The 24,249-nt window shown below is 67.5% G+C and carries 23 protein-coding genes and 1 pseudogene; 10 read left to right on the top strand and 14 right to left on the bottom strand.

Annotation, left to right across the window (positions count from 1 at the left end; translation table 11 throughout):
• Positions 1-113: 113 nt before the first annotated feature.
• The 3 genes from ACYCUK_RS03040 to ACYCUK_RS03030 form a co-directional block, all read right to left on the bottom strand.
• Positions 114-3,362 carry an efflux RND transporter permease subunit gene (locus tag ACYCUK_RS03040; protein WP_461593362.1) on the bottom strand — a complete coding sequence of 1,083 codons (3,249 nt, stop codon included), beginning with the start codon at positions 3,360-3,362 and terminating at the stop codon, positions 114-116.
• Positions 3,362-4,396, bottom strand: a complete 1,035-nt coding sequence (locus ACYCUK_RS03035; protein WP_461593361.1) for an efflux RND transporter periplasmic adaptor subunit — start codon at positions 4,394-4,396, stop codon at positions 3,362-3,364. Before ACYCUK_RS03035 ends, ACYCUK_RS03040 begins: the two co-directional genes overlap by 1 nt.
• Positions 4,397-4,469: 73 nt before the next feature.
• Positions 4,470-5,984 (bottom strand): TolC family protein, encoded by a 1,515-nt coding sequence (locus tag ACYCUK_RS03030; RefSeq protein WP_461593360.1) that lies wholly within the window; start codon positions 5,982-5,984, stop codon positions 4,470-4,472.
• A gap of 110 nt (positions 5,985-6,094) precedes the next feature.
• Here ACYCUK_RS03030 and ACYCUK_RS03025 point away from each other — a divergent pair, with 110 nt between their 5' ends.
• The 4 genes from ACYCUK_RS03025 (at position 6,095) to ACYCUK_RS03010 (ending at position 10,881) form a co-directional block, all read left to right on the top strand.
• On the top strand, positions 6,095-6,772 hold the full coding sequence (locus ACYCUK_RS03025) for a heavy metal response regulator transcription factor (RefSeq protein WP_112488124.1): 678 nt from the start codon (positions 6,095-6,097) through the stop codon (positions 6,770-6,772).
• Between the two features lie 178 nt (positions 6,773-6,950).
• Positions 6,951-8,501 (top strand): heavy metal sensor histidine kinase, encoded by a 1,551-nt coding sequence (locus ACYCUK_RS03020; RefSeq protein WP_461593359.1) that lies wholly within the window; start codon positions 6,951-6,953, stop codon positions 8,499-8,501.
• 263 nt (positions 8,502-8,764) lie between these two features.
• Complete coding sequence (locus ACYCUK_RS03015) at positions 8,765-9,808, top strand: YVTN family beta-propeller repeat protein (protein ID WP_461593358.1); 1,044 nt, start codon at positions 8,765-8,767, stop codon at positions 9,806-9,808.
• A gap of 32 nt (positions 9,809-9,840) precedes the next feature.
• Complete coding sequence (locus ACYCUK_RS03010) at positions 9,841-10,881, top strand: sterol desaturase family protein (protein ID WP_461593415.1); 1,041 nt, start codon at positions 9,841-9,843, stop codon at positions 10,879-10,881.
• Between the two features lie 30 nt (positions 10,882-10,911).
• On the opposite strand, the gene ACYCUK_RS03005 is transcribed toward ACYCUK_RS03010, so the two are convergent.
• The 5 genes and pseudogenes from ACYCUK_RS03005 to ACYCUK_RS02985 all read right to left on the bottom strand — a co-directional run bounded on the left by ACYCUK_RS03005 (position 10,912) and on the right by ACYCUK_RS02985 (position 14,729).
• The gene (locus ACYCUK_RS03005) at positions 10,912-12,318 is read right to left on the bottom strand and encodes an APC family permease (protein WP_461593357.1); all 1,407 of its coding nucleotides are present in this window, start codon (positions 12,316-12,318) and stop codon (positions 10,912-10,914) included.
• Positions 12,319-12,505: 187 nt separating this feature from the next.
• Positions 12,506-13,519: a cation diffusion facilitator family transporter gene (locus tag ACYCUK_RS03000; protein ID WP_461593356.1), complete on the bottom strand. Its 1,014-nt coding sequence runs from the start codon at positions 13,517-13,519 to the stop codon at positions 12,506-12,508.
• Positions 13,520-13,641: 122 nt separating this feature from the next.
• Positions 13,642-14,247, bottom strand: a pseudogene (locus ACYCUK_RS02995) (winged helix-turn-helix domain-containing protein); the annotation flags it as partial.
• Positions 14,166-14,498: a potassium-transporting ATPase subunit KdpA gene (locus ACYCUK_RS02990; RefSeq protein WP_461593414.1), complete on the bottom strand. Its 333-nt coding sequence runs from the start codon at positions 14,496-14,498 to the stop codon at positions 14,166-14,168. The gene ACYCUK_RS02990 and the pseudogene ACYCUK_RS02995, both read right to left, overlap by 82 nt.
• Before the next feature lie 147 nt (positions 14,499-14,645).
• A complete protein-coding gene (locus tag ACYCUK_RS02985; RefSeq protein WP_461593413.1) occupies positions 14,646-14,729 on the bottom strand; it encodes a potassium-transporting ATPase subunit F in 84 nt (27 codons plus the stop codon).
• Between the two features lie 285 nt (positions 14,730-15,014).
• Here ACYCUK_RS02985 and folE point away from each other — a divergent pair, with 285 nt between their 5' ends.
• A complete protein-coding gene (folE, locus tag ACYCUK_RS02980; RefSeq protein ID WP_461593355.1) occupies positions 15,015-15,602 on the top strand; it encodes a GTP cyclohydrolase I FolE in 588 nt (195 codons plus the stop codon).
• A 64-nt stretch (positions 15,603-15,666) separates the two neighbouring features.
• On the top strand, positions 15,667-15,945 hold the full coding sequence (locus ACYCUK_RS02975; RefSeq protein WP_461593354.1) for a 2-thiouracil desulfurase family protein: 279 nt from the start codon (positions 15,667-15,669) through the stop codon (positions 15,943-15,945).
• A 68-nt stretch (positions 15,946-16,013) separates the two neighbouring features.
• Here ACYCUK_RS02975 and gcvA read toward each other — a convergent pair whose 3' ends face one another.
• Complete coding sequence (gene gcvA, locus ACYCUK_RS02970) at positions 16,014-16,994, bottom strand: transcriptional regulator GcvA (protein ID WP_461593353.1); 981 nt, start codon at positions 16,992-16,994, stop codon at positions 16,014-16,016.
• Between the two features lie 97 nt (positions 16,995-17,091).
• On the opposite strand from gcvA, the gene ACYCUK_RS02965 reads away from it, so the two are divergent.
• Positions 17,092-18,024, top strand: a complete 933-nt coding sequence (locus ACYCUK_RS02965) for a DMT family transporter (protein ID WP_461593352.1) — start codon at positions 17,092-17,094, stop codon at positions 18,022-18,024.
• Between the two features lie 19 nt (positions 18,025-18,043).
• Here the strand turns inward: ACYCUK_RS02965 and ACYCUK_RS02960 are convergent, their stop codons facing one another.
• The 4 genes from ACYCUK_RS02960 to metX all read right to left on the bottom strand — a co-directional run bounded on the left by ACYCUK_RS02960 (position 18,044) and on the right by metX (position 20,611).
• Positions 18,044-18,400 (bottom strand): type II toxin-antitoxin system PemK/MazF family toxin, encoded by a 357-nt coding sequence (locus tag ACYCUK_RS02960; protein ID WP_461593351.1) that lies wholly within the window; start codon positions 18,398-18,400, stop codon positions 18,044-18,046.
• Between the two features lie 75 nt (positions 18,401-18,475).
• On the bottom strand, positions 18,476-18,778 hold the full coding sequence (locus tag ACYCUK_RS02955; RefSeq protein WP_461593350.1) for a ribbon-helix-helix protein, CopG family: 303 nt from the start codon (positions 18,776-18,778) through the stop codon (positions 18,476-18,478).
• A gap of 70 nt (positions 18,779-18,848) precedes the next feature.
• Positions 18,849-19,463, bottom strand: coding sequence for a methionine biosynthesis protein MetW (gene metW / locus ACYCUK_RS02950; RefSeq protein ID WP_461593349.1), 615 nt, complete (start codon positions 19,461-19,463; stop codon positions 18,849-18,851).
• Positions 19,460-20,611, bottom strand: a complete 1,152-nt coding sequence (gene metX / locus ACYCUK_RS02945; RefSeq protein WP_461593348.1) for a homoserine O-succinyltransferase MetX — start codon at positions 20,609-20,611, stop codon at positions 19,460-19,462. Before metX ends, metW begins: the two co-directional genes overlap by 4 nt.
• A gap of 354 nt (positions 20,612-20,965) precedes the next feature.
• Here metX and ACYCUK_RS02940 point away from each other — a divergent pair, with 354 nt between their 5' ends.
• Together ACYCUK_RS02940 and ACYCUK_RS02935 are read left to right on the top strand one after the other, a co-directional pair.
• Positions 20,966-21,490 carry a c-type cytochrome gene (locus ACYCUK_RS02940; RefSeq protein ID WP_461593347.1) on the top strand — a complete coding sequence of 175 codons (525 nt, stop codon included), beginning with the start codon at positions 20,966-20,968 and terminating at the stop codon, positions 21,488-21,490.
• Entirely contained in the window at positions 21,487-21,882 is a 396-nt protein-coding gene (locus tag ACYCUK_RS02935) for a c-type cytochrome (protein ID WP_461593346.1), read from the top strand. The genes ACYCUK_RS02940 and ACYCUK_RS02935 overlap by 4 nt, the downstream gene beginning before the upstream one ends.
• An 18-nt stretch (positions 21,883-21,900) precedes the next feature.
• On the opposite strand, the gene ACYCUK_RS02930 is transcribed toward ACYCUK_RS02935, so the two are convergent.
• Positions 21,901-23,202 carry an MFS transporter gene (locus ACYCUK_RS02930; protein ID WP_461593345.1) on the bottom strand — a complete coding sequence of 434 codons (1,302 nt, stop codon included), beginning with the start codon at positions 23,200-23,202 and terminating at the stop codon, positions 21,901-21,903.
• 144 nt (positions 23,203-23,346) lie between these two features.
• Here ACYCUK_RS02930 and ACYCUK_RS02925 point away from each other — a divergent pair, with 144 nt between their 5' ends.
• The gene (locus tag ACYCUK_RS02925) at positions 23,347-24,243 is read left to right on the top strand and encodes an LOG family protein (RefSeq protein WP_461593344.1); all 897 of its coding nucleotides are present in this window, start codon (positions 23,347-23,349) and stop codon (positions 24,241-24,243) included.
• The last annotated feature ends 6 nt before the right edge of the window (positions 24,244-24,249 follow it).

Below are 24,249 nucleotides of genomic sequence, written 5' to 3'. Positions count from 1 at the left end.
CGCGTCGGCTGGGGACGAGAAGGCGGCATTCCTGCCAGGCTTGGTTGGCAGGCCAAGTGGGCATGCTGAGTTGGTTTGATGGGGGCTTGCCCGCCGGGTTTCATGCGCGGCATTCATGCACGGCTTTCGCGCTGCGCCGGCGCCACGCCGAAGCGCAGCGCCAGTTGCGGCAGCACGAACAGGTTGTACAGCAGGCTGGTGAGCAGGCCGCCGAGCAGGGCCACGGCCATGGGGCCTTCAATTTCGCGGCCCGGCGCATGCAGGCCGAGCGCCAGCGGCAGCACGCCGAGCGCCGTGACCAGCGAGGTCATGACGATGGCGGCGAGGCGGTCGGCCACGGCACGCAGCAGGGTGTCGGCGTTCCATGCCAGCCCATGCTCGCGCTGCAACTGGCCGGCGTGGGCGAAGATGAGAATGGCGTTGCGCAGGCTGATGCCCATCAGCGCCAGCAGGCCGATGACCGCGCCCAGCGACAACACGCCGCCCACCAGCCAGGCGGCGAACACCCCGCCAGCCCAGGCCGCGGGCACGGACAGCAGCACCAGCAGCACTTGCCGCGTGGTGGTGGATGCGGCCTGGCGTGGGGTGATCGCCGCCGCATCGCCAGCGGCGGTGGTGGCATTGCGCCCCAGTGCCATGGACAACAACAGCATCAGCCCGGCGAACACGCCGAGCACGTCCACCCCCAGCCGCTGCAGCGTGGCGTTGCGCTGCGCCGCATCGCCCTGGAACTGCAGGGTGACGCCGGGCGGCACTTGAACCTGCGCGTGGATGGCGGCCTGGGCGCGCTGCACGAAGCCGGTGATGTTGGCCGAGGTGGTCGATGCCAGCACCGTTTGCACCCGCTGCTCGCCGAGGTGGCGAATGTCCGACGGGCCACTGGTGGCGCTGATGCTGGCCAGCTGGGCCAGCGGGACGAAACCCAGCGACGGGGTGTGGATGAGCAAGTCGCCCAACACCTGCGGGTTGTTGCGTGCGCTGCGCGTCAGCACCACGCGCACCGGCACCGGAACGGAACCGTGGAACACCGTGCCTGCGTTGCTGCCGGCAAAGGCGGTGTGGATGGCCTGCAGCACCGGCAGCGGCTGCAGCCCCCAGGCGCGCAGCGCCTCGGGCTTGAGCGCGATGTCGAGCTGCGGCACACCAGGCGGGGTTTGCAGTTGCACGCCGGTGGCGGTGGGCAGCGCGGCCAGGACCGCCGCAACCCGCTTGGCCACTGCGTCAATCGCCGTCAGATGGGTGCCCAGCACCTGCACCACCAGCGGGGCGGCGCCGCCGCCGGCCACGGTGTTGTCCAAGCGCTCGGTGAGAAAGCTGTTGATGCGGAAGCTGGCGCCGGCAAAGCCGTCGACCACGTGTCGAATGGCGGTGAGCGCCTGCGCCGAATCGGCCCCCGGCTTGAGGTTGACGTCGAGCGAGCTGCTCTGTGTGCCGGAGGCGTCGGACGACAGCGCGGTGCGCCCGGTGTGCTGGGCGACCAGGCGCACTTGGGGCAACTGCTCCAGCGCCTTCACCACGCGGGCACCTTCGTCCAGCGAGGCCTGAATGGACGCGCCCGGCGCCAGCCGCATGTGCACGATGTACTGCCCTTCCTGCAGCGGCGGCAGAAAGCTGCCGCCCATGCCCCGCGCCAGCAGCGCCGCGCCGATGACGAGCAAGAGCATGATGATGGAAGCCGGCAGCCAGTACGGCAGCAGCCGCCGCAGCAAGGCGGTGTAGCCGCGCTGGGCCACACGCACCGGGGCGGGGGTGTGCAAGGGCGCTGAAGTGCGCGCTGATGCGGGCATTGACGTGGACGTGCCGTGCTGCGGCTTGGTGCCGTCCGGCATGGGGCGGCGCTGGCCGCGCCGCGCCAGCAGCAGCGCGGCCAGCGCCGGGGTGACGGTGAGCGCCACCAGCAGCGAGGCCAGCACCGCCAGCGCATAGGCCTGCGCCAGCGGCGCGAACAGCCGCCCGGACAACCCCGGCAGCAGCAGCACCGGCACCACCACCAGCAGCACGGCGGCGGTGGCGTACACCACCGCGCCGCGCACTTCCAGGCAGGCGGCGAGGATGACGCGCAGCGGCTGCTGCGGCTGTTCGGCCACGGCGTTGTCGCGCAGCCGCCGCAGGATGTTCTCGACGTCGATCACCGCGTCGTCCACCACCACGCCGATGGCGATGGCCAGGCCGCCGAGGGTCATCACGTTCAGCGTCACGCCCATCCACACCAGCACCGTGATGGCGGCCAGCAGCGACAGCGGAATGGCGAGCGAGGAGATGAGCGCGGCGCGCCAGTCCAGCAGCGTGAGGGCGATGACCAGCACCACCAACAGCGCGCCGAGCAGGAGCGAGTCGCGCACGTTGTGCATGGCGATGGTGATGAAGTCGGCGGGCCTGAACAGCGTGCCGTGCAGGGTGATGCCCTGCGCTTGCAGACCTGCGCGATGCCGCTGCAGCACGGCCTGCACCGCGCGCGTCACCTGCATGGTGTTGGCGCCGTAAGACTCCTGAATCTTGATGATCACCGCGGGCTCGCCGCTGACGCTGCCCCCGCCGATCGCGGGCAGCGAGGCGTAGGCCACCCGCGCCACGTCCCCCAGCGTCACCACCCCTTGCGGCGTGGCGCGCAGCACCGTGGCGGCCAGCGCCTGCGGCGTGGGCGCGAGGCCGTGGCTGACCAGCAGCACGCGCTGCTCGGGCGTGGCCATGAAGCCGCCGCCCAGCAAACCGGTGGCGTGTTGCGTGGCGGCCAGCACCTCCTGCAGATCGAGGTGAAAACGCTGCAGCGTCTGCGGATTCACCCGCACCTGCAGCGCGCGTGTCTGCTGGCTGAAGATCAGCACGTTGTCCACACCCGGCACCGCCATGAGTTGCGGCCGGATGCGCCATTGCGCAATGGACTGCAGGTCCATCAGACTGTGGCGCTGCGATGTGAGACCGGCCATCAGCACCGTGCCGGTGCTGGAGGTCAGCGGAATCAGCTGCGGCGCACCGACGCCTGTGGGCAGATGCACGGTGGCGAGGTGCTGCGCCACGCGCCAGCGGTCGTCCTGAAGCTTGGTGCCCGACTCGAAATACAGCTTCAGGATGGAGAGGCCTGGCAGGCTTTTCGACGCCACCTGCTTCACGCCCAGCATGCCGCTGGACGCGGCTTCCAGCGGGTCGGTGACGAGCAGTTCAACCTGCTCGGGCGACAGGCCGGGAGCTTCGGTCTGCACCTTCACCATCTTGGCGGCGAATTCGGGAAACACATCGGTGCTGGCCTGGCGCGAGAAGTTGACCGCCAGCGCCGCCAACAGCGCGGCCAGCGTCAGCACCACGCCACGGCGATGAATGCTGGCGCCGATCAGCGCCGCCTGCAAACCACGGGCGCGGGCCATCAGTCGTCGTCCCCGGCGGTTGTGTCATGCGCGGCGGGCTTGGCCTGCGGCTTGGGCGGCGGCGTGAGCAGCAGGCCCGCGCCGTGCGTCACCACATCCAGCGCCGCCCAGCCGGGCTGCATGTAACCGGCTTGCAGCGGCCAGGCGGTGGACAGCGCGTGGGGCGTGAACCGGCGCGCGTTGTTGGCGGCGGGCGTGGACGTGAACACCAGCGCCTGCCCGCCCGACCACACCACGGCGCCAGCAGGCAGCAGCACGCCTTGTTGCGCCTGGCCGGACTGCACCTGCGCCAGCAATTGCAGCCCCGGCATCAGGCCACTCGCGGCCGGGCTGGTGGCGACAAAGCGCAGCCCCTGCACATGGGCCGAGGCCGCCGCCGCCGGGCCGATGACGGTGGCGGGAAGCCAGCCATCGCGCAGCTCGCCCGAGCCCCCGGGGACATGCAGCCGCACCTGTGCTGCCGCAGGCAGATCGGTCCCTGGTGGCAGGGTGAGATCGACGATGAGTTCGCGCCCGCTGGCGATGGCGCTGCGCAGCGCGGGGACCGTTTGCAGCCGCGCCGCCAGCGCCGGGCCGAGGCTGGCCGTGAGTTCGGCTTGCGCCGCCTGCAGCGTGGCTTGCGCCACAGCCACCTGCGCCTGGGCCGTTTGCGCCGCGGTTTGCGCCTGTTGCACTTCGGCCAACGCAATGTTCTGCCCGGCCTGGAACAAGCCCTGCGCCCGCTGCGCCTGCAATTGCGCGAGTCGCAAACTGCTGCGAGCCGCCGCGAGCCGCGCGCGCGCCATGTCCAGCGCGCTCAGGTTGCGCAAGAGCGCGGCCGGGCTTTGCACCGTGGCGCTGGCCTGGAAGGTCTGGCGATACGCGCCCGGCGCGAGGTGCTGGATCTGCAGGTCGGCGCTGACGATTTGCGCCTGGCTCCACTGCACCGCCTGCGGCAGCGCGGCGTGGACCGGCGTGGTGCCGAGGGTCAGTGCGGCGGCCACGGCCAGCGTGAAGAAGCGTGGCAATGACAGCGGATTTACAGGTGTTTGCATGATGGCTTCATCGATGTTTGTGCGAGAGCGTTGGGCGTTGATCGCGGGCGGCGGCACGCCACAGCCGCAGCGCTCATCGCGCTTCTGAAAATTGGGAGTGCCACGCCACGGCGGAAAGATGTGGCGAGGTCTTGGGCTGCGGCGCCAAGGGAGCAGCGGCGGGTGCCGCGGCTTTTCGCATCTGCGCATGCGGTGGCTTGAGCTCATGCTGCAAAGCCGCCTGCAGCGCGCCCAGCGCCTGCCATTGCGCGGTGCGGGCCTGCAGCGCGGCGTGTTCCGTGGCGAGGGCGCGCAGCTTCGCCTGCAGCACTTGCACCGGGCCGATCAGGCCCTGGTGCCGGGCGGCCTCGTCGGCTTGCAGCAGTTCCAGGTTCGCCGCGCGCAGGCTGTCGGCCCGGCGGGTTTCGTCTTGCGCGGCCTGCAAGGCGGCCTCGGCCTGTTCGATGCGCTCAAGCACCTGCCCTTGCACCTGCTGCAGCACCGCCCGGGCCCGTGCCAGGCGGGCGCGGGCGGCGGCAATTTGTCCCTGGTGCTGGTTGAACAGCGGCAGCGGCACGCGGGCGCCGAGGGTCAGGCGGTTCACCCCCTGGTCGCGTTCGGCGCCGGGGGCAATCATCGGCGGGCCGCCGTCGCGCAGCGCCTGCGCCAGTTGCAGCGCGGCTTGCGCGGCCTGTTCCTGCTGCCAGGCGGCGCGCACGTCGTCGCGGTGCGCCAGGGCGATGCCGCGCAGCTGTGTCAGGCGTGCGGCGCCGGGCTGTGGCGGGGCGGCGTCGAGGGCGGAGAAGTCGATGTGCACCGCGCGCAAGGCGGCGTCGGGCACGCCCAGCGCGGCGGCCAGCGCGGCATGCGCGACCTGTTCCAGCCCCAGGTCGCGGCTGCGTTGCAGGGCTGCGGTTTGCGCGGCGGCTTGAGCCAGCGCCGCGGCCAGTGGCGAGTCCCAGCCACCTTGGGCGCGGGCGGCGGTGCGGCCTTGCAGTTCCAGGGCGACGTCCAGCACCTGCTGTTGCAACTGGGCCTGCTGCTGTGCCGCCCACAGTGCGACATAAGCCTGCTGCACCCGCGAGCGCACTTGCCAGCTTGCGCCACGCAGCAGCAAGCGCGCCGCGCGCACACCGGCCGCGGCCTGCGCGGCCTGCGCCTGGCGCTGCGCGTGCGACTCCAGCAGCAGGCCGATGGCCGCGCCCACGGTCCACGGGCTCGGCGCCATCAGCGCCGCCGCACTGCCGTATTTCAGGCCGAGCTGCAGGCTGGGGTTGGGCCATTGCTTGGCGATCTGCAAATCAGCCTCGGCCAATTGCACGCCGGCACGGTCCACCCGCAGCGCGGGATGAAAGTACAGCGCGGCAAGACTCAAGCGTTGCAGCGTCCAGGCTTGATCGGCAGGCCGCGGTGCGTTCATTTGCAAAGTGATGAAACGTTGCAAACCGCGGTCGAACAAGCTGCGCCGCACCAGCGCCTGCGCGCTGGCCTGCGGCGTGACGCCGGGCGCAGGAGGCGGCACGCTGGCACAGCCGGCGAGCAAGGCGGCGAGCAGGCCAGCCAGCAATGGCTTGCTGGATACGCGGGGCGGCATGAGGTCAGTTGGCATGGCTGGATGTTGCGCCGCAACCGCTGGCGCCAACATGACGACAACATGACGATTTAGTCATGTTGCAGACGGATACGCGACAAAGCCCGGCGCGGGTTGACAATTCGGGCATGCGCATCCTGATCGTGGAAGACGAAGCCAAGACCGCAGCCTATCTCAAACGTGGTTTGGGCGAGAACGGCTTTGTCGCCGACGTCGCCGCGGACGGCACCGATGGCCTGCATCTGGCCCTGACCCAGCCTTACGACCTCGTCGTGCTCGACGCCATGCTGCCCGGGCGCGACGGCTGGAGCGTGCTGCGCGAGTTGCGGCGCAAGCTGGCCACCCCGGTGCTGATGCTGACCGCGCGGGACGGCGTGGCCGACCGCGTGCGCGGGCTGGAACTGGGCGCGGACGATTACCTGGTCAAGCCCTTCGCGTTTTCCGAGTTGTTGGCGCGGGTGCGCAGCGTGCTGCGGCGCGGGCCGGCGCGCATGCCCGAAGTGGTGGAGGTGGCCGATCTCAGCGTCGATCTGCATCGCCAGCGCGCCGAGCGCGGCGGCCAGCGGCTGGCGCTCACACCCAAGGAGTTCGCCCTGCTGGCGCTGCTGGCGCGGCGCGCGGGCGAGGTGCTGTCGCGCACGCTGATTGCCGAGCAGGTGTGGGACATGAATTTCGCCAGCGACACCAATGTGGTGGACGTGCACATCCGCCGCCTGCGCAGCAAGCTCGACGACCCCTATCCCACGCCGCTGCTGCACACCGTGCGCGGCGTGGGCTATGTGCTGGAGGCGCGCGATGCGCGGTGAGTCGGGCGAGGCCGGCGAGGCCGCTCTCCCCTCCAGGCCTGCACGACCGCGTGGGGAAGGAGAGAACACCCCCTCCCCACGCGTGGGGAGGGCTGGGGTGGGGAGGGCCGCGGCGGCCGCCTCCCCCTCCCAGCCTCCCCCACAAGGTGGGGGAGGAGGGAGCAGCGCGGTGCGAGGGATGGAGCAGCTTTCTCATCAGCGACTCCAAGGCCAAGGCGGGGGCGACGGTTTACCCCCTCACCACGGGTGGGTAGGGCTGGGGTGGGGCGGCTTTGCGCTGCGCCGCCTGCGCCAATACGGCCTGCCGCCGCGTTCGCTCGCGGCGCGCATGGCAGTGGCGTTCGCGCTCACCCTGGCGCTCATCCTGCTGGCCGCCAGCACCTGGGTGTACTGGGGTTTGAACGCGCGCATGATGCAGGAAGACCGCGAATCGGTGCTGCGCAAGCTCGATACCGCGGTGGCGGTGCTGCGCAGCCACACCGCCGACAGCGACGAACTGCGCCAGGAGGCTTACCTGCCGCTGCCGCCGGACGCGCCGCGCGATCTGTTCCTGCGGCTGCGCGCTGCCGATGGCCGGGTGCTGTTGCAGACCCCCGGCTTCAACCCGGCGCTCGACGCGGCGCGTTTCGATGCGCCGCAGGCCAATGGCGCGCCAAGCCTGCGCAAAGTGCAACTGCATCACGATCTGCATTTCCTCACCGCCATGCTGCCGGTGATGGGGCGGCTTTCCGCCGGCGCGCCGCTGCAGTCCATGCGCATCGAGGTGGCGCTGAACCGCAGCACCGAGTCGCACATTCTGGCCGACTACCGCCTGCGCCTGACGGTGGTCCTGCTCACCGCCATTCTGGTGGCCGCAGCCGCGGGTTACGCCATCGCCTGGCGCGGCCTGCGCCCCTTGCGCCACATGGCCGACGCCGCGCGCGACATCGGCGCGCAAGACCTGCACCGGCGCCTGGACACCCAGCATCTGCCCGATGAGCTGCACACCCTGGCGCTGTCGTTCAACGCCACGCTGCAGCGCCTGGAGGAATCGTTCGGCCGCATTTCGCAGTTCTCCGCCGACATTGCCCACGAGTTGCGCACGCCCATTTCCAACCTCTGGGGCGAGCTGGAAGTGGCGCTGGGGCGCCCGCGCGAGCCGGTGCAATACCGCGAGGCGCTGGAGTCGGCGGTGGAGGAATGCGCGCGCTTGTCGAACATGATCCAGGCCTTGTTGTTCCTGGCGCAGACCGAGCAGCCTGACGCCGCGCTGCGCATGGAGCGGCTGGACGCGGCGCATGAACTGAACGCCCTGGCCGAGTTCTTCGATGCCGCCGCGGCCGAGGCCGGGGTGCGCCTGCAGGTGCAGGCTGCGGCCGGGCTGACGCTGCGCGCCGACCGCATGTTGCTGCAGCGCGCCTTGGCCAACCTCATCGGCAACGCGCTGGCGCACACGCCGGCAGGCGGCGTGGTGACGCTGTCCGTCCAAGCCCAAGGCGCGTGTCTGCGCCTTGAAGTGGCCGACACCGGCTGCGGCATCGCCGCCGAGCACCTGCCCTATCTGTTCGACCGCTTCTACCGCGCCGATCCGGCGCGCAGCCGCAGTCGCGGTGGCCTGGGGCTGGGCCTGGCGCTGGTGCGCAACATTGTTCGCCTGCATGGCGGCGGGGTGGGCGCCGCCAGCAGCCTGGGGCAGGGCACGCGGGTGTGGATCGACTGGCCCGCCTGGGAGAACGCGCCGCAGGGTTGAGTGCCCCTTTGGCCCCCTTGGTCCCCCTTGAAGCGTCGCCACGGTCCGCGCCGCGCCGCGGCACCACCCCGCTGGCCGGTCGTTGGCGCCATGCCGAAGGGTCAAAATGGGCGCAGGAGGGAACCCGCAGCGGCCGAAGCGCAAGTCAGCGACGCCCCGGGGCGAGATGCCCATGCTTGCCGCAGGTCAACACATCGTCCTCCTGGCGCGTTACAGGTTACAGTTATCTTCTTCACGTTTCCTGTCCGCCAGGGGCCCTCATCATGCGTCGCCAGTTTCTCAAAGCCGCTGCCTCGGCAGCCCTCGCTCCCGCCCTGGCGCGGGCCGTTCCCGCCTGGGCTGCGGGCCTGCCGCCGGACGTGGTGGTGGTGCTCAACTCGGGCGACGCCACCATCAGCCTGATCGAGCAATCCACCCGCCGCGTGGTGCAGACCTTCCCGGTGGGCAAGCAGCCGCATCACCTCATGGCCACGCCCGACAACAAGCTGCTGATCGTGGCCAACGCGGTGGGCAACGACCTGGTGTTCCTCAACCCCATCAGCGGCCAGCCGGAAGGCACGCGCGCCGGCATTGAAGACCCCTATCAAATCGGCTTCTCGCCCGACAAGAAATGGTTCCTCACCAACTGCCTGCGCCTGAACCGGGTTGACCTCTACAGCTACCAGGGCGGGCGCGATCTGCAACTGGTCAAGCGCATGCCGCTCGAGGCGCTGCCGAGCCATATGGCGTTCACGGCCGACAGCCAGATCGCCTTCATCAGCCTGCAGCAAACCAACGAAGTGGCGGCCCTGCACCTGCCGACGCAAACCCTGCTGTGGACCCTGAAAGTGGGTGAAACCCCCGCCGGCGTCTGGCTCACGCCGCAGGACCAGACCCTGCTGGTGGGGCTCACCGGCGCCGACGCCGTGGTGGCGGTGGACTGGCGCCAGCGCCGCATCATCAAGCGCATCGTCACGGGCAAGGCGGCGCACAACTTCCGCTCGCTGGCCGACGGCCGGCATGTGCTGGTGAGCAACCGCGTGGCCAACACCATCAGCATCCTCGACATGCAGGCGCTGACCAAGGTGGGCGACATCACCGGCCTCAAGCCCGGGCCGGACGACATGGAGCTCACGGCCGACCGCCGCTGGCTGTGGACCACCTTCCGCTTCGACCGCACCGTGGGCGTGATCGACCTGCAGTCGCACAAGCTGGTGGACGTGATCGAGGTCGGCAAATCGCCCCATGGCATCTACTTCTACGACCGCGCCCCGTTCTACGACAACCTCTCGCCCGCGCAGCAGGCCCACGTGCCGCGCGCGGCCTGAAACCAACTGAACGCAGCACCATGTTCGACGCCCTGCTCAACACCGCATCGCTGGCCCTGGCCAACGCCGTGGGCGACGCGCAAACTTGGGTTTTCGTCACCCTGGTGCAGCCGCTGCTGTATCAATTCCACTTCATGGACATGGACGACCTGGCCTACGACGGCACCCTCTGGGTGGTGGCCGGCGCGGTGCAAGTGGCCGTCATCTACCTGATCCTGCGCCCGCTCGAAGCGGTGCGCCCGATGGAGCAATGGGCCGACCGCAAGGCCGTGCGGGTGGATGTGATCTACACCCTCATCAACCGCCTCGGCCTGGTCGGGCTGGTGTTCTTCCTCGTGCTGCAACCGGCGTTCGACAACCTCCAGGCCTGGCTGCGGCTGGTCGGCATGGTCAACCTCAACCTGGATGAGCTGCTGCCGCACATGCGCACCCACGCGCTGCTCGGCTTCGTCATTTATCTCGTGGTGCTGGACTTCGCCGGCTACTGGTACCACCGCTGGCAACATCAGATCCAGTGGTGGTGGGAACTGCACGCCGTGCACCACAGCCAGCGCCAACTCAGCCTCTGGGCCGACGACCGCAACCACCTGCTCGACGATGCCTTGCAGCAGGCCTTCTTCGCCTCCCTGGCCCTGCTCATCGGCGTGCCGCCAGGCCAGTTCGTCGCCCTCACCCTGGTGGGAGGCGCGCTGCAAAGCCTGCAGCACGCCAACATCCGCATGAGTTTCGGCAGCTTGGGTGAGCGCCTGCTGGTCAGTCCGCGTTTTCACCGCTTGCATCACGCCATCGGCTACGGCCATGAACTCGGCCACCAGAACAACGCCCGGCTCTACGGCTGCAATTTTGGCGTGCTGTTCCCCTGGTGGGACATGCTGTTCCACTCGGTCGATTTCTCCACCTCGCCCCAGCCCGTGGGCATACGCGACCAACTCCCGCCTCCGCTGGGGCGCGGCGTGGATTACGGCCGTGGCTTCTGGGCGCAGCAGTGGCTGGGGCTGCAGCGCATGTCGCGTCGGCTGCTGCTGCTGCGGCCACAGGGCGGCAGCAAGACGGGCGACGCGGCGGGGGTTTGAACGGCCCGGCACGCAACGCCGCGTGCGGCTTCAGGCATCGGCCACATGGCTGCCAATGCGCTGCGCCAGATCCGGATGGCGCCGCGCCAGCACATAACCGTAGATGGCCGCCAGCGCCAGCGCCGCCAGCGCGACAGACGGAAAGACGTTGAAGGGCGCCGGTTGCCCGGGCTCGATCAAACCCCACAAAGGCAGCAGCATCAGCGCGGTGCCGAGCAGCGGCAACACGAGGTGGCGCGAGACCTTGAAATCGCTCCGGTGGTGCTTGAGCATGTAGATCGGCAGCGCCAGATTGGTCACCAGATAGGTGATGATGATCGGAATCGTGCCCAGCGTGCCGGTGTAGCCGAACAGGTCGACCGGCTGCACGTTGTGGCCAAACACGACGACGATGAGCACCGCAATGGCGATGAAGGTCCACATCGCCACCTGGGGTGTCCTGTGGCGGGGATTGATGTCGCCGAAAAACGCCGGCAGCAGGCCCTCGCGCCCCGAGTTGAACAAGATGCGCGCCTGCGAATTGGTGAGGCCGATGAGCGACGAAAAAATGCTGCTCAGGCCGGCCAGATACGCCACGATGAGCAGCAAGGCGGCCGAGGATTTGAGGGCGTCGACGAAGGGAATGGACGAGGCGCCGATGGCCTTCGCGTTGTGGTGAAAGGCAATTTCGGTGGCGTAGGCCAGGAACACATAGAGCGCGCCGATGGCCAGCGTGGCGATGCCCAGGGCGCGCGGCACGTTGCGCCTGGGGTGGCGGGTTTCCTCCGCCAGCATCGCCGAATTTTCCCAGCCGATGAAGAGATAGATGGCCAGCGGAAAGCCCAGACTCAGGCCCTTGAATCCGCCGGAGAGCTGGCTCCAGGTGAATGGCGCCAGGCTGAGCCAGGAGGCGTTTTCGATCAACATGACCGTCGCGCCGATCAGCAGCAGCAACAGCTCGAAGTAGAAGAACGCGGCAGCCCAGCGGGTGGACAGCCCGATGCCGCGCGACACCAGCAGACCGACGATGCCGGCGGCCGCGATGCTCATCGGTTGCCAGGGAATGTCCCAGCCGAGAAACAGCTTCAAGGTGTCGTGCGCCCAGCCGCCCGAGATCACCACCACGGACGACGCCGCGACGACATAGCCGAACACCACGAACACCGAAGCCGCGGCTCCGGCGGCAGGCCCGAACCCCATGCCGATGAAGGTGACGAAGGAGCCGGCGCTTGGCCGATAGCGCGAGAACTCGGCCAGGGTGTTGGTGAGAAACAGAATGACGACCATGGCCGCGATGATGGTCAGCGGCGCCGCCACACCGGCCCCCGAGACGATGGTGGCGAAGCCGAAAAAGAAGCTCATCGCCGGGGCGATATTGGCCAGGGTCGAGGCCAGAATCTGGGGCAGACCCAGCGCGTCGCGCTGCAGGCGCGCGCCCAAAGCAGGTTGCAGGCTCATGGTTGGGCTCCCTAGACGCTGCGCGTCGTCCATCCGAGAGGGCATTCGCCCTTGAGGCAGCTCTGCGGGTTCATGGCTCCTCCTTGCATGGTTTTTGTCATCCCATGCTAAGGCGACGCTGAACAAGTCCCTCGTGCGCATCGCATCCGCGCCTCGGGCGCTCTGGTGGCGGCGACCGCGCGCCGCCTCAATGCGCGTGGCCGTGCAGGGGGGTGGGCGCCGCCACGTGGGCAGAGCCTGGCGCGGGGATGCAGCCATGGGCGGGATCGTTGCGCGGCGCATCGGCGCAGTCGCCGCATTCGAGTTGCACCGTGGCGTGGGCGACGCCCAGGTGTTCACGCAGGCGGTGGTGAATGGCGCGCAGCGTGGCGTCGGCATCGGCACCCATGCGCAATTGGGCGTGCAGCGTCACCAGCGTCTGCTCGCCCGACAGGCTCCAGGCATGCACATGGTGGACGCCGGCGATGTCGGGAACTTGGGCCAGTTCATCGCGCACCGCGGCCTCGTTGAAACCGGCCGGCGTACCTTCCAGCAGCACATGGGCGCTGTCGCGGGTGATGGCCCAGCCGGTGCGCAAAATCATGGCGGAAACGAACAGCGACAGCAGCGGGTCGGCCACGGTCCAGCCGGTGGCGAGGATGATGACGGCCGCCAGCACCGCCGCGCCCGAGCCCAGCAGGTCGCCCAGCACATGGGCGCGCGCGCCGCGCTCGTTCAGCGAGGCGCCGCCGGACAGCACCATGAACACCGCCACGTTGGACAGTCCGCCGGCAATGGCGATGCCCAGCATCCATGCCGCCTGCACCGCTTCCGGCTGGAACAGGCGCAGCGCGGCTTCCACCACCACCCAGGCCGTGAGCGCCAGCAGCGCCAAGCCGTTGACGAAAGCCGCCAGGGCCGGGCTGCGTTGCCAGCCATAGCTCAAACGGGCGTTGGCCGGGCGCGTGGCAATGCGCTGCGCGAACAGCGCCAGGCCGAGCGCGGCGCTGTCGGCCGCCATGTGCACCGCGTCCGACAGCAGCGCCAGCGAGTTGGACCACCAGCCGCCGAACGCTTCCAGCAGGGTGAACGCCAGCAACACCGCCAGCGCCCAGCCCAGGCGCCGCGCGCTGGTGTTCGGGCCGTGGTGCGCATGACCGCCACCTTGCGTGGGGTCGTCATGCGCGTGGCCGTGGTGATGATCGTCGTGGGTTGAGGCCATGGTCTGTGCGTATCGGGGAAGGTTGCGGCGAAAAAAGCCTGGCCGATTACACCATGCGCCGATGTCGTCCCGGGCCATGACCGGATGGCAGGCAGGGGCAGGAGGCCGATACGCCGCGCGGCTCAGTCCGCCATGAAGCGGTAGCCCACGCCCACCTCGGTCAGCAGGTGGCGCGGGCGGGCCGGGTCGTCTTCCGCTTGTGGCGCAGGCGGCCCATGTCGATGCGCAGGCAATGGCCATGCTCCACATAGCCCGGCTCCCAGACTTCGCGCAGCAGCTGGCGGTGGGTCAGCACCAGGCCGGGGCGGCTGGCCAGGGCGCACAGCAGGCGGTACTCCATCACGGTCAGGCGCAGGTCTTCGCCGTCGCGGTTCACCAGGCGCCGCACCATGTCCAGCTCCACGCGGCCGAAGCGCAGGGGCTCGCACCCGCGCCAGCAGCTCGGCCACGCCAAAGGGCTTGCCGAGGTCGTCGTCGGCACCCTGGTCGAGCGCGGCCACCTTGGCGGCCTCGGCCGAGCGCGCCGACAGCACGATGAGCGGAGCGCCGCTCCAGCCGCGAAAGTCGCGGATGAAGTCGATGCCGTCGCCATCCGGCAGACCCAGGTCGAGGATGACGAGGTCCGGCTTGCGCGTGCCGGCGTCGATCAGGCCGCGCGCCATGGTTGGCGACTTGTCGGCCTCGTGCTCGGCATCGCCACCGGGCTCCAGGGCTCCAGTTGTGGCGCGGTCTGCAGCGGCAAGCGCACGCTGAACGCGGCGCCGCCCGTGGGCTGGTTCGCCGCCGTGATCGTGGTGGTCGTCACCGCGTCGAACAGCGCCGAGGCGGCGATGCCGAAGCGGGTTTGCTGGCCCTCCATATTGCCGCCGGACTGCAGCACGTTGTGTCTCTGGTTCACCCTCAGCGCGGCGATGGCCGGGTTGCCCTGCTGCTCGGCCGCGGCCAAACCGGTGACGGCCACCGCGAACACCAGCACCATGGCCGCCAGCAGCGCCCAGTTTCTTGATCGCTTCCTGCGAGGCCAGCGGCCACCAGGCCGCGCCGCCGTCCATGATCCAGCCGAAAAACCGCCCAAGCGGGCGCGCTGCGCCCACCACCACCAGCAGCACGAAGAATTCGGGAGTCATCAAAAATCCTCCGCGCGAAACAGCGCAATCAGCAGGTAAAGCAGCAGGGCCGGCGCGCCAAGGCCGCCAATCCAGTCGAGCATGTTCACATCAGTTCCTTTGCAGCAAGCGGTCGCAAAACCACACCAGACCGGGCACGGCGGCGTAGAGCGCAAGGGTCAGGGCAATCCAGAGTCCGTCCATGAGGTGCCGCAGCGTCGCGAGCACTGCGCGTGAGCAAGACCCAGAGGTGGCAAGGTCGAAACCGCCTGCGTCTGAAGTGCCTGGGAAAGCCCCCTAAACTGGGCAGAACCAAGCCGGGAATGCGGCGCCCTGCCCCGCACGGCACAGACAGATTTTCGCCAAGCCCCAAAGTCTTCAAACCCCGCATGAAACCCACGACCGACCCCACCCCCGTGACCCAGACCGAGGCCGAAGCCGCCATCCGCACCCTGCTGCGCTGGGCCGGCGACGACCCGGCGCGCGAAGGCCTGCGCGACACCCCGCGCCGTGTGGCCAAGGCCTACCAGGAATGGTTCGCCGGCTACGCGCAAGACCCCACGGCGTATCTCGCCCGCACCTTCGAGGAAGTGGCCGGTTACGACGAGATCATCGTGCTGCGCAACATCGAGTTCGAGAGCCATTGCGAGCACCACATGGCGCCCATCATCGGCCGCGCCCATGTGGGCTACCTGCCGAGCAACCGCGTCGTCGGCATCAGCAAGCTGGCGCGCGTGGTGGACGCCTACGCCAAGCGCCTGCAGGTGCAGGAGAAGATGACGGCGCAAATCGCCCAGTGCATCCACGACACCCTGCAGCCCATCGGCGTGGGCGTGGTGATCGAGGCCAGCCACGAATGCATGACTACTCGCGGCGTGCACAAACGCGGCGTCAGCATGGTGACCAGCACCCTGCTCGGCAGCTTTCGCGAAGACCACCGCACGCGCGATGAGTTCATGCGGCTGATGCGGGGGTGAAGTGAGGGCGATGCGGGGTTGATTCTGGAGCAATGGCCATCATGCAATCTGTTCTCGTGAGTTCGTGCCTACTCGGTCACCCCCCGTGCGCTACCACGGTGATCGTGCGACATGCGCCCATCCAATCTTGAAGCGTTGGCTCGCAGAAGGACGAGTCGTTGCAGTCTGCCCGGAAATCGCGGGCGGATTGACAACGCCTCGACGACCTGCAGAAATCGAAACTGCCAAGGGCGGGCGGTTAGTGCTCCTTGGCGGTGCAGATGTGTTTGATTCAAGTGGAGGGTCACTGCAGCCTATATCAAGGTCAAGGGTGCTCGAAGTTGGGCGTCCGCGTTTTCAATGAAGACCAGTTTGATGAAGCGGCGAAATATCTTGATCAAATCGAGCATGGAGAGCGAAAAGCCTGCATGCTTATCGATGGCTCTGCAGGCCCATCCCATCCGCCGCTTCCTTATGAATCCAATCACGAAATCGCTGGTGATGCGCTTGAGCGAGCGTTGTCGGCTCATACACCAAGTAGTAGGCAATACCCGACTTGATCTTCGTCCCGAACGGCATCACCAGTCGCCGATTCGTCAGTTCTTCTTTCACCAGCGACTCGCGCACCAAGGCGATGCCACGCCCAGCGATGGCTGCCTCAATGACACCATTCGAGTTCACGAATACAGGCCCTCGATTCCCGTCCCCATCTTGGGCGCCAACAGCCTGAAGCCACAACGCCCAATCCAGCCGGTGCTCATCGTGCAACAAGGTGAAGTTGCGCAAATCTTCGATGGTGATGGCGCCTTGCATGCCCCCCTGGAGTTCGGGACTACAGACCGGCTGGAGTTGATCGTCGATCAGGCATTCCGCGGTCAATCCTTCATAGCGCCCCAGGCCATGCCGCACGGCAAAGTCAATGCCGTCCGCACCAAGGTGCACAAGCCGATTACCAGTGCTGATCCTCACCTCGACGTCAGGTGCCAGCACCTCCCAGCTTGACAAGCGCGGCAGCAGCCATTGCATGGCAAAGCCGACCGTGCAACTCACGGTGATCGTCAACGGCCCCATCTTTCCAGTCAAGGCTTGGGTTGCGTCGTCAATCAGACGAAACGCCGAGCGGATGGACTGAAGATAGCGCTGGCCTTCGTCCGTGAGTGTGATGCGCCGCACGCTTCGGACGAAGAGCTGAACACCCAGTCGACTCTCCAACTTGGAGATTTGCTGACTGACCGCGGCCGGGGTGATGTGCAGCTCCTGTGCAGCTTCTTTGATGCTCGACCTGCGGCCAGCGCACTCGAAACAACGCAGCGCATGCAATGGGAGAAATTTCATTTTTGATTTAGAAAAACTGATGTCGCAAAGAAATAATAGTTTGTGAACACAGCCTCCAGTGGCTTTAATATAAGCCAAGCGATTTGACTTTGCAATGAAATTTCGCCGCCAATTGTTAGCGCAGGCCATGCATTATGGTTGATGCATTTTCTGGATGTTTGTTTAGGAGCTGATGATGAGAACTTCTGATTTCATGCGATTGCTTTTGCTGTCCGCCATTTGGGGGGCAAGCTTTTTATTTATGCGAATGATCGCCCCCACACTGGGTGCGTTGCCGACAGCATTTTTTAGGGTCCTGCTCGGTGCAATTGGACTTGCCATTATTCTCGCTGCATTACATCTACGATGGAATTTCAAAGGTAAATTTCGATCGACCTTGATTTTGGGTGTGATCAATTCTGGCATCCCCTTTCTCATGTACAGCATCGCAGCTCGAATTTTGCCCGCAGGTTATTCCGCGATCTTGAATGCAACAACGCCATTGATGGGAGTCATTCTGGGCGCTCTGCTCTTCTCGGAGAAATTGACGCGCAACCGAGTTGCCGGAGTCTTACTGGGATTCGCAGGCGTTGCTCTGCTCGTCGATACGGGACCCGTGACCGCGACGCATCATGTCTTGCTTGGCGCTGGGGCCTGCCTCATTGCAACGGCCTGTTATGGCGCTGCCGGTTTTTTGACCAAGCGCTGGATCAGCGAGCGCGGCGGCTTGGACAGCAAACTCGTGGCCTTTGGGAGTCAAATCGGAGCAACATTATGTCTATTCCCATTCTTTGCCTACTCCGCGACAACAAATCCTCCGGCCAGTTGGGGTGGGAGCGAACTGTGGGCGGCCATTGGCGCCTTGGGACTGATTTGTACTGCCCTCGCCTATATTCTTTATTTCAGACTGATCGCTGACATTGGACCGATCAAATCGCTGACCGTGACGTTTCTCATCCCACCTTTTGGTGTTCTATGGGGTTTTCTGTTTTTGAATGAACCCTTGTCTTGGAGTTATTTGTTCAGTGGTGGTCTGATTGGGTTGGCAGTATGGATGGTTCTCAAGAAAAATGATGGTAATAATCTTGTTAAAGCAGCAAAATTAACATCCAAGCTGGTTCAAGAGTAATGATGCTTTTCCCTCGCCTCTACCACAGCCCCAGCACCGCGCGCAGACTGGTTTCCACCAGAGCCAGTTCCTGCGCGTCCAGACGCAGCAAGGGGCCGTCGCCGAGGCAGTCGCGGTCGATGGCGCGGACATGTTCCACCATGACGAAACTGGGCAGCAGCATGCGTTCGCGCACGGGCAAGGCGACCCGCAGCGGCGCAAGCGTGGGGCGGGATTGGGTGGTCAAAGGGGCGACGATGATGGTCGCCAGACCGGCCTGGGTCGGCGCCGTGTCTTGCAGCACCAGCACGGGCCGAACCTTGCCGATCTCGCCGCCCTTGTTGGGGTTGAGGTTGGCCGTCCAGACTTCGCCGCGGCGTATGGGGGCGGGGCTCATGAGAAACGCCGGGCCGCCCCAAGTTTTCTCGTCCCCCTCGGGGGCGGCCGCTGCGATGCGGCGGCCTGGGGGCGCTCACACCCACCATGGCCGCGCCGGATCACGGCCCGCGCCAGCTTCGTCGCCGAGCGTGTTCTGCAGGCCGCCGCCGGCGAGGTCGTTGGCCAATGCACGCGCGTCGCGCATGGCCGCGGCGTCGGCGCCGAGTTCGCGCGCGGCCGACACCATCTGGGCGGTGAGGCGTTCGCGCTGGCGTTGTTGCAGCCAGGCGGCAATGGCGTCACGGGCGATCTCCGATCGCGACCGGCCTTCGCGCTGGGCTTCTTCGGCCAGGTTGGCGTCCAGCGCGTCGGGTAGGCGCAGGCTGATGGAGTTCATGCGGGGCGTTCTGAGTGCAAATCGTCGTGCATATTGCAGGACGACCTGAATTGCAGCATGGCCCCGCCTCTCAACCCGCGCTGAAGACGAACATCGCCTCCGAGGCCAGCAGGTTGGGCCAGGTGTGGACTTCGCGGCCGGCTTGCACGCCGAAGGCTTCGCGCACTTGCAGGCCGCATTTGGTGGCGAGGCCGGCGAAGTCGGCGTGGGTGGCGACGCGCAGATTGGGGGTGTCGTACCACTGGTAGGGCAGCTCGTCCGTCACGGGCAGGCGGCCGCCGGCGACGCGCAGGCGGATGCGCCAGTAGGCGAAGTTGGCGAAGCTGGCCATGCCGCTGCGGCCGACGCGGGCGGCTTCGCGCAGCGCGGCTTCGGTGTGGCGCAAGTTGGGCAGCGAGTCGATCAGCAGCACGACGTCGAAGCTGGCGTCGGCGAACATGGTCAGGCCCTGTTCGAGGTCGAGTTGCAGCACGTCCACGTCGCGGCGGGCGCAGGCCACCAGCTTGTCGGGGTCGATCTCCACGCCTTGCACCGAGCAGCCGCGCGCGTCGCGCAGATGGGCGAGCAGGGCGCCGTCGCCGCAGCCGAGGTCGAGCACGCGGCTGCCGCGCGGCACGCGCGCGGCGATGATGTCGTGGCGCGGGTCGTGGGTCGTCCCGGGCGGTTGAGTCGTGGCGGGTTTCATCGCGCGCCCTCCAGCTTCAGGTCGTGGGCGATGCGGTCGAAATAGGCGCGCACCATGTCGTGGTAATGCGGCTCGTCCATCAGGAAGGCGTCGTGGCCGTGGGGCGACTCGATTTCGGCATAGCTCACCTCGCGGCGGTTGGCCAGGAGCGCGCGCACGATCTCGCGCGAGCGCTCGGGGGCGAAGCGCCAGTCGGTGGTGAAGCTGGCGAGCAGGAAGCGTGCGGTGGCCGGGGCGAGTGCGGCGGTGAGGTCGCCGCCGTGGGCCGCGGCGGGGTCGAAATAGTCGAGCGCGCGGGTGAGCAGCAGATAGGTGTTGGCGTCGAAAATGCCGCTGAATTTTTCGCCCTGGTGGCGCAGATAGCTTTCGATCTGGAAGTCCACGTCGAAGCCGTAGCCGAGTTCGCCGTTGCGCAGGTTGCGGCCGAACTTGCTGGCCATGGCGTCGTCGCTCAGGTAGGTGATGTGGCCCACCATGCGCGCCATCGCCAGGCCCTGGCGCGGCACCACGCCATGGGCGTAGAAGTCGCCGCCGTGGAAGTCCGGGTCGGTGATGATGGCGCGCCGCGCCACCTCGTTGAAGGCGATGTTCTGCGCCGACAGATTCGGCGCGGTGGCAATGGCGACGCAATGCGCCACCCGCGCCGCGTGGCGCATGGCCCAGCACAGCGCCTGCATGCCGCCGAGGCTGCCGCCCATCACGGCGGCGAGGCGCTCGATGCCGAGGCGGTCGAGCACGCGCGCCTGCGCGTCCACCCAGTCTTCCACCGTCACCACCGGGAAGCGGCTGCCCCAGGGTTGGCCGGTTGCGGGGTCGATGCTGGCCGGGCCGGTGGAGCCGAAGCAGGAGCCGGGGTTGTTGATGCCGACGACGAAGTAGCGATCGGTGTCCACCGGCTTGCCCGGGCCCACCATGTTGTCCCACCAGCCGCGGGTTTTCTCGTCGCCGCCATAGGTGCCGGCGACATGGTGGCTGGCGTTGAGGGCGTGGCACACCAGCACGGCGTTGCTCTTGTCGGCGTTGAGCCGGCCATAGGTTTCCACCACCAGTTCGTAGGCTGGCAGGGAAGCGCCGCTTTGCAGCGGCAAGGGCGCGTCGAACGCCATGCGGCTGGGCGTCTGGTCGCCAAGATCGGAGATGAGGGCCATGCGCGTGTCCATGAAAAAACCGGCGGTTTCGGCAGCAGGGGATGCAGCGAAAACGGGCCGGTGGAGCGCGCTGTTTTAGCTGCATTTGTTAAGCGCCCGCAAGCTCAGAGCAAATCGGCGCGTGGGCGAAAGTATAGGCCGCGGCCTGGTGGCTTGCCGGTCGCGGGCGCAGGACTAGCACGAGCTGGCACGGCCCGGAGGTTTCACCTTGCAACATCTGTCACGCCCGCCCGCCTAGGCAGGGGCCGGGCATGGCCGGAGAATAGCCCGCAGATCCAGATCCGGCGCGGCTGCCGAGGTCGCGGCCAAGGCGGCCCCGGCTCAGCGTCGAACCCACAACTCCAGGAGATGCCCATGAAGCCACCATTCCTCAGCCGTGCCCCGGCCGCCCTGCGCGTTGCCTTGCTGCTGGCTTGCGCGGGGATTGCAGGGGCGAGCTTCGCCGCCGTGCCGCCCAAGGCGGGCCCCATGACCGTGAAGCCCGCCACTTCGATGGAGCAGGCGGTGCAGGACGGCGCGAAGATCTTCGCGCTGGACAGCTTCGGCACCACGCAGACCTGGGTGCCCGAAGGCGCCTTCGGCAACCACCTCATGAGCTGCGCCGCCTGCCATACCGGCGGCGGCGTGCCCGAGGGCATCATGCCCAGCGGCGCCCACATCCCCAGCCTCATCGGTTCGGCCTCCAACTATCCCAAGTTCAAGGCCAAGAAGCACGCCGTCTACACCCTGGAGCGGCAGATCGTGCATTGCGTGCGCTCCGGCATCGTGGGCACGCCGCCCGGCTACAACAGCCCCGAGATGGTCGATCTGGTGGTCTACCTCACCGCCTTGTCCAAGGGTGCGGCCATGGGGCATCAGATGCCGGTGGTGGCGCATTGATACGCCGGCGCGGCGGGCCATGCGCCGCGTTGCGGCTGGCGCTGCTGGCGGCCGTGCTCGCGGCGCCGGCTGCCGCATGGGCCGCAGCCCCGGCAGCCGCGACGGGCAGGGTCGACGCGGTCGCCATGCTGGCGCTGGCCAAGTCCTCCGGCTGCCTGGCTTGCCACGCCTTGCAGCACAAGAAGGTCGGGCCGTCTTACACTGCCATCGCGGCGCGCTACGCCAACAAGCCTGGGGCGCTCGAGACCTTGCAGAACGCCATCCTCCACGGCGAATCCGGCACCTGGGGCGTCATTCCCATGCCGGCGTATGGCGGCGCCCAGCAAGTGCTCACCCGCGCCCAGGCGCACGATCTGGCGCAGTGGATCCTGGGACTGGCGCCCGGGGCTTGATGCCCGGGCACCAAGTTCTCAAGCAACTTCGGCCATATTCCGGTTGCTGGTTTCGCCCAGCCCCAGCACCGCCAGCAGGCTGACGAGCGCGGCCACCGAGATGTAGCCGCCCACCCAGCTCAGGCCGCCTTGCGCCACCAGCACCTGCGCCGCGTAAGGCGCCAGCGACGCGCCCAGAATGCCGCCCAGGTTGTAGGCCGCGCCCGAGCCGGTGTAGCGCACGCTGGTGGGGAAAATCTCCGGCAGCATCGCTCCCAGCGGGGCATAGGTCATGCCCATGAGGAGGAGCGCGCCGCAGAGGAAGATGCCAACGCTCTCGGCCGTGGCCGCGCCCAGCAAAGGCGCCAGCGCGAAGCCCCAGGCGACGGCCGCGGCCGCAGACGCCAGCAGCACCGGGCGGCGCCCGAGCTTGTCGGACAGCCAGGCCGATAGGACAGTCGCCACCGCCATGCAGACGATGGCCAGCATCAGCCAGCCTTGCAGCGCGGGCTTGGGGATGTGCAGTGTGCCGATGCCGTAGCTCAGCACGAACACCGCGCTGATGTAGAACAAGGCGTAGCACACGACGATGGACAGCGACCCGAGCACCAGCGGCTTGAGATGGCGCCCGAGCAGCTCGGCCAGCGGCACGCGGACGCGCTGTGTTTCGGCCTGGCGGAACAGCGGGGTTTCGCTCAGCCTGAGCCGCGCATACAGGCCGATGAGCACCAGCACGGCGCTCACCAGGAAGGGAATGCGCCAGCCCCAGGCCATGAACTGATCGTGCGTGAGCAGCACGCCCAGCAGCAGGAACAAGCCGTTGGCGCAGAGAAAGCCGATGGACGGACCGAGCTGCGGGAACATGCCGAACAGGCCGCGCTTGTGCCTGGGCGCGTTCTCGGTGGCGAGCAAGGCGGCGCCGCCCCATTCGCCGCCCAGACCCAGGCCCTGGCCGATGCGCAGCAGTGCCAGCAGCCACGGTGCCGCTTCGCCGATGCTGGCGTAGCCGGGGAGAAAGCCGATGAGCGTGGTGCAAACGCCCATGGTCAGCAGCGTGGCCACGAGCGTGGACTTGCGGCCGAAGCGGTCGCCGAAATGGCCGAAGAGGAAGGCGCCGACCGGCCGCGCCAGGAAGGCGATGCCGAAGGTGGCGAAGGCGTTGAGCGATTGCGCCGTGGGCGAATCGCGCGGAAAAAACACCGGGCCGATGACCAGCGCCGCGGCGATGGCGTAGACGTAGAAGTCGTAGAACTCGATGGCCGTGCCGATGAAGCTGGCCACGGCAATCTGCGTGGTGGTGTTGCTGGGCGCACCGGGCACGGCCGCGGTTCGTGTTTGCATGCTTGTCTCCTGCTGTTGTGGTCCCGAGATCGGGCAGGCACGAATCTACGGGCAAGGCGCGCAGGGGCCTGCAAGCAAATGTAAATGTCGAGGCTGCGTACCAATGGGCGCAATGGTCTTTGCGCATCGCGCTAAGCTCGCGCCATGAACAAAAAACGCAAGCAACTGGCCGCGCGCAACTTCCCTTCGGCCGGGGAAGAGGCCGCCAAATTCAAGTCGCCATCGCGCTATGCCGGGCCTGAAAGCAGCTACCGCCTGGCCTTCACCGACACCGCTTTTTTGCTGCAGGACGACCTGCGCCCGGTGCGCATGCAGCTTGAACTGCTCAAGCCCGAGATGGTGCAGCGCGAGCATGGCATCGAAGCCACCATCGTCATCTTCGGCAGTGCCCGCATCCTGACGCCCGAGCTTGCCCGCGAGCGCCTGCAGCAGGCCGAGGCCGCAGGCGATGCGCAGGCCGTGGCGTGTGCCAGGCAGGCGCTGGAGATGTCGCGCCACTACGACGAGGCGCGGCGTTTCGCCGCACTCGTGACGCAGGCCTCATGCAGCCTGGAGCAGCCCATCGTCGTCGTGACCGGCGGCGGCCCGGGTGTGATGGAAGCGGGCAACCGCGGTGCGGACGAGGCGGGCGGCCAGAGCATCGGCCTGAACATCGTGCTGCCGCACGAAGAGCAGCCCAACCCCTACATCACGCCCGAGCTGTGCTTCCAGTTCCATTACTTCGCGCTGCGCAAGATGCACTTCCTCATGCGCTCGGTGGCGCTGGCGTGCTTCCCCGGTGGCTTCGGCACGCTGGACGAATTGTTCGAGGTGCTGACGCTGACGCAGACCGGCAAGGTGCGCAAGCGCCCCATCCTGTTGTTCGACCGTGCCTTCTGGACGTCGCTCATCAACTTCGACCACCTGGTGCAGACCGGCATGATCGCGGCCAAGGACGTGGAGTTGTTCCACTTCGTCGAAACCGCCGACGAGGCCTGGGCCATCCTGCGGCGCGAGCTGGGCCTGGACAACGGCGCCGGCGCCGAGAGCGACAGTCACTGAGCCCGG

This window comes from Thiomonas sp. (assembly GCF_054608695.1).
The sequence above is the reverse complement of the archived record's forward strand: the minus strand, read 5'-3'. Positions and strand labels throughout refer to the sequence as shown.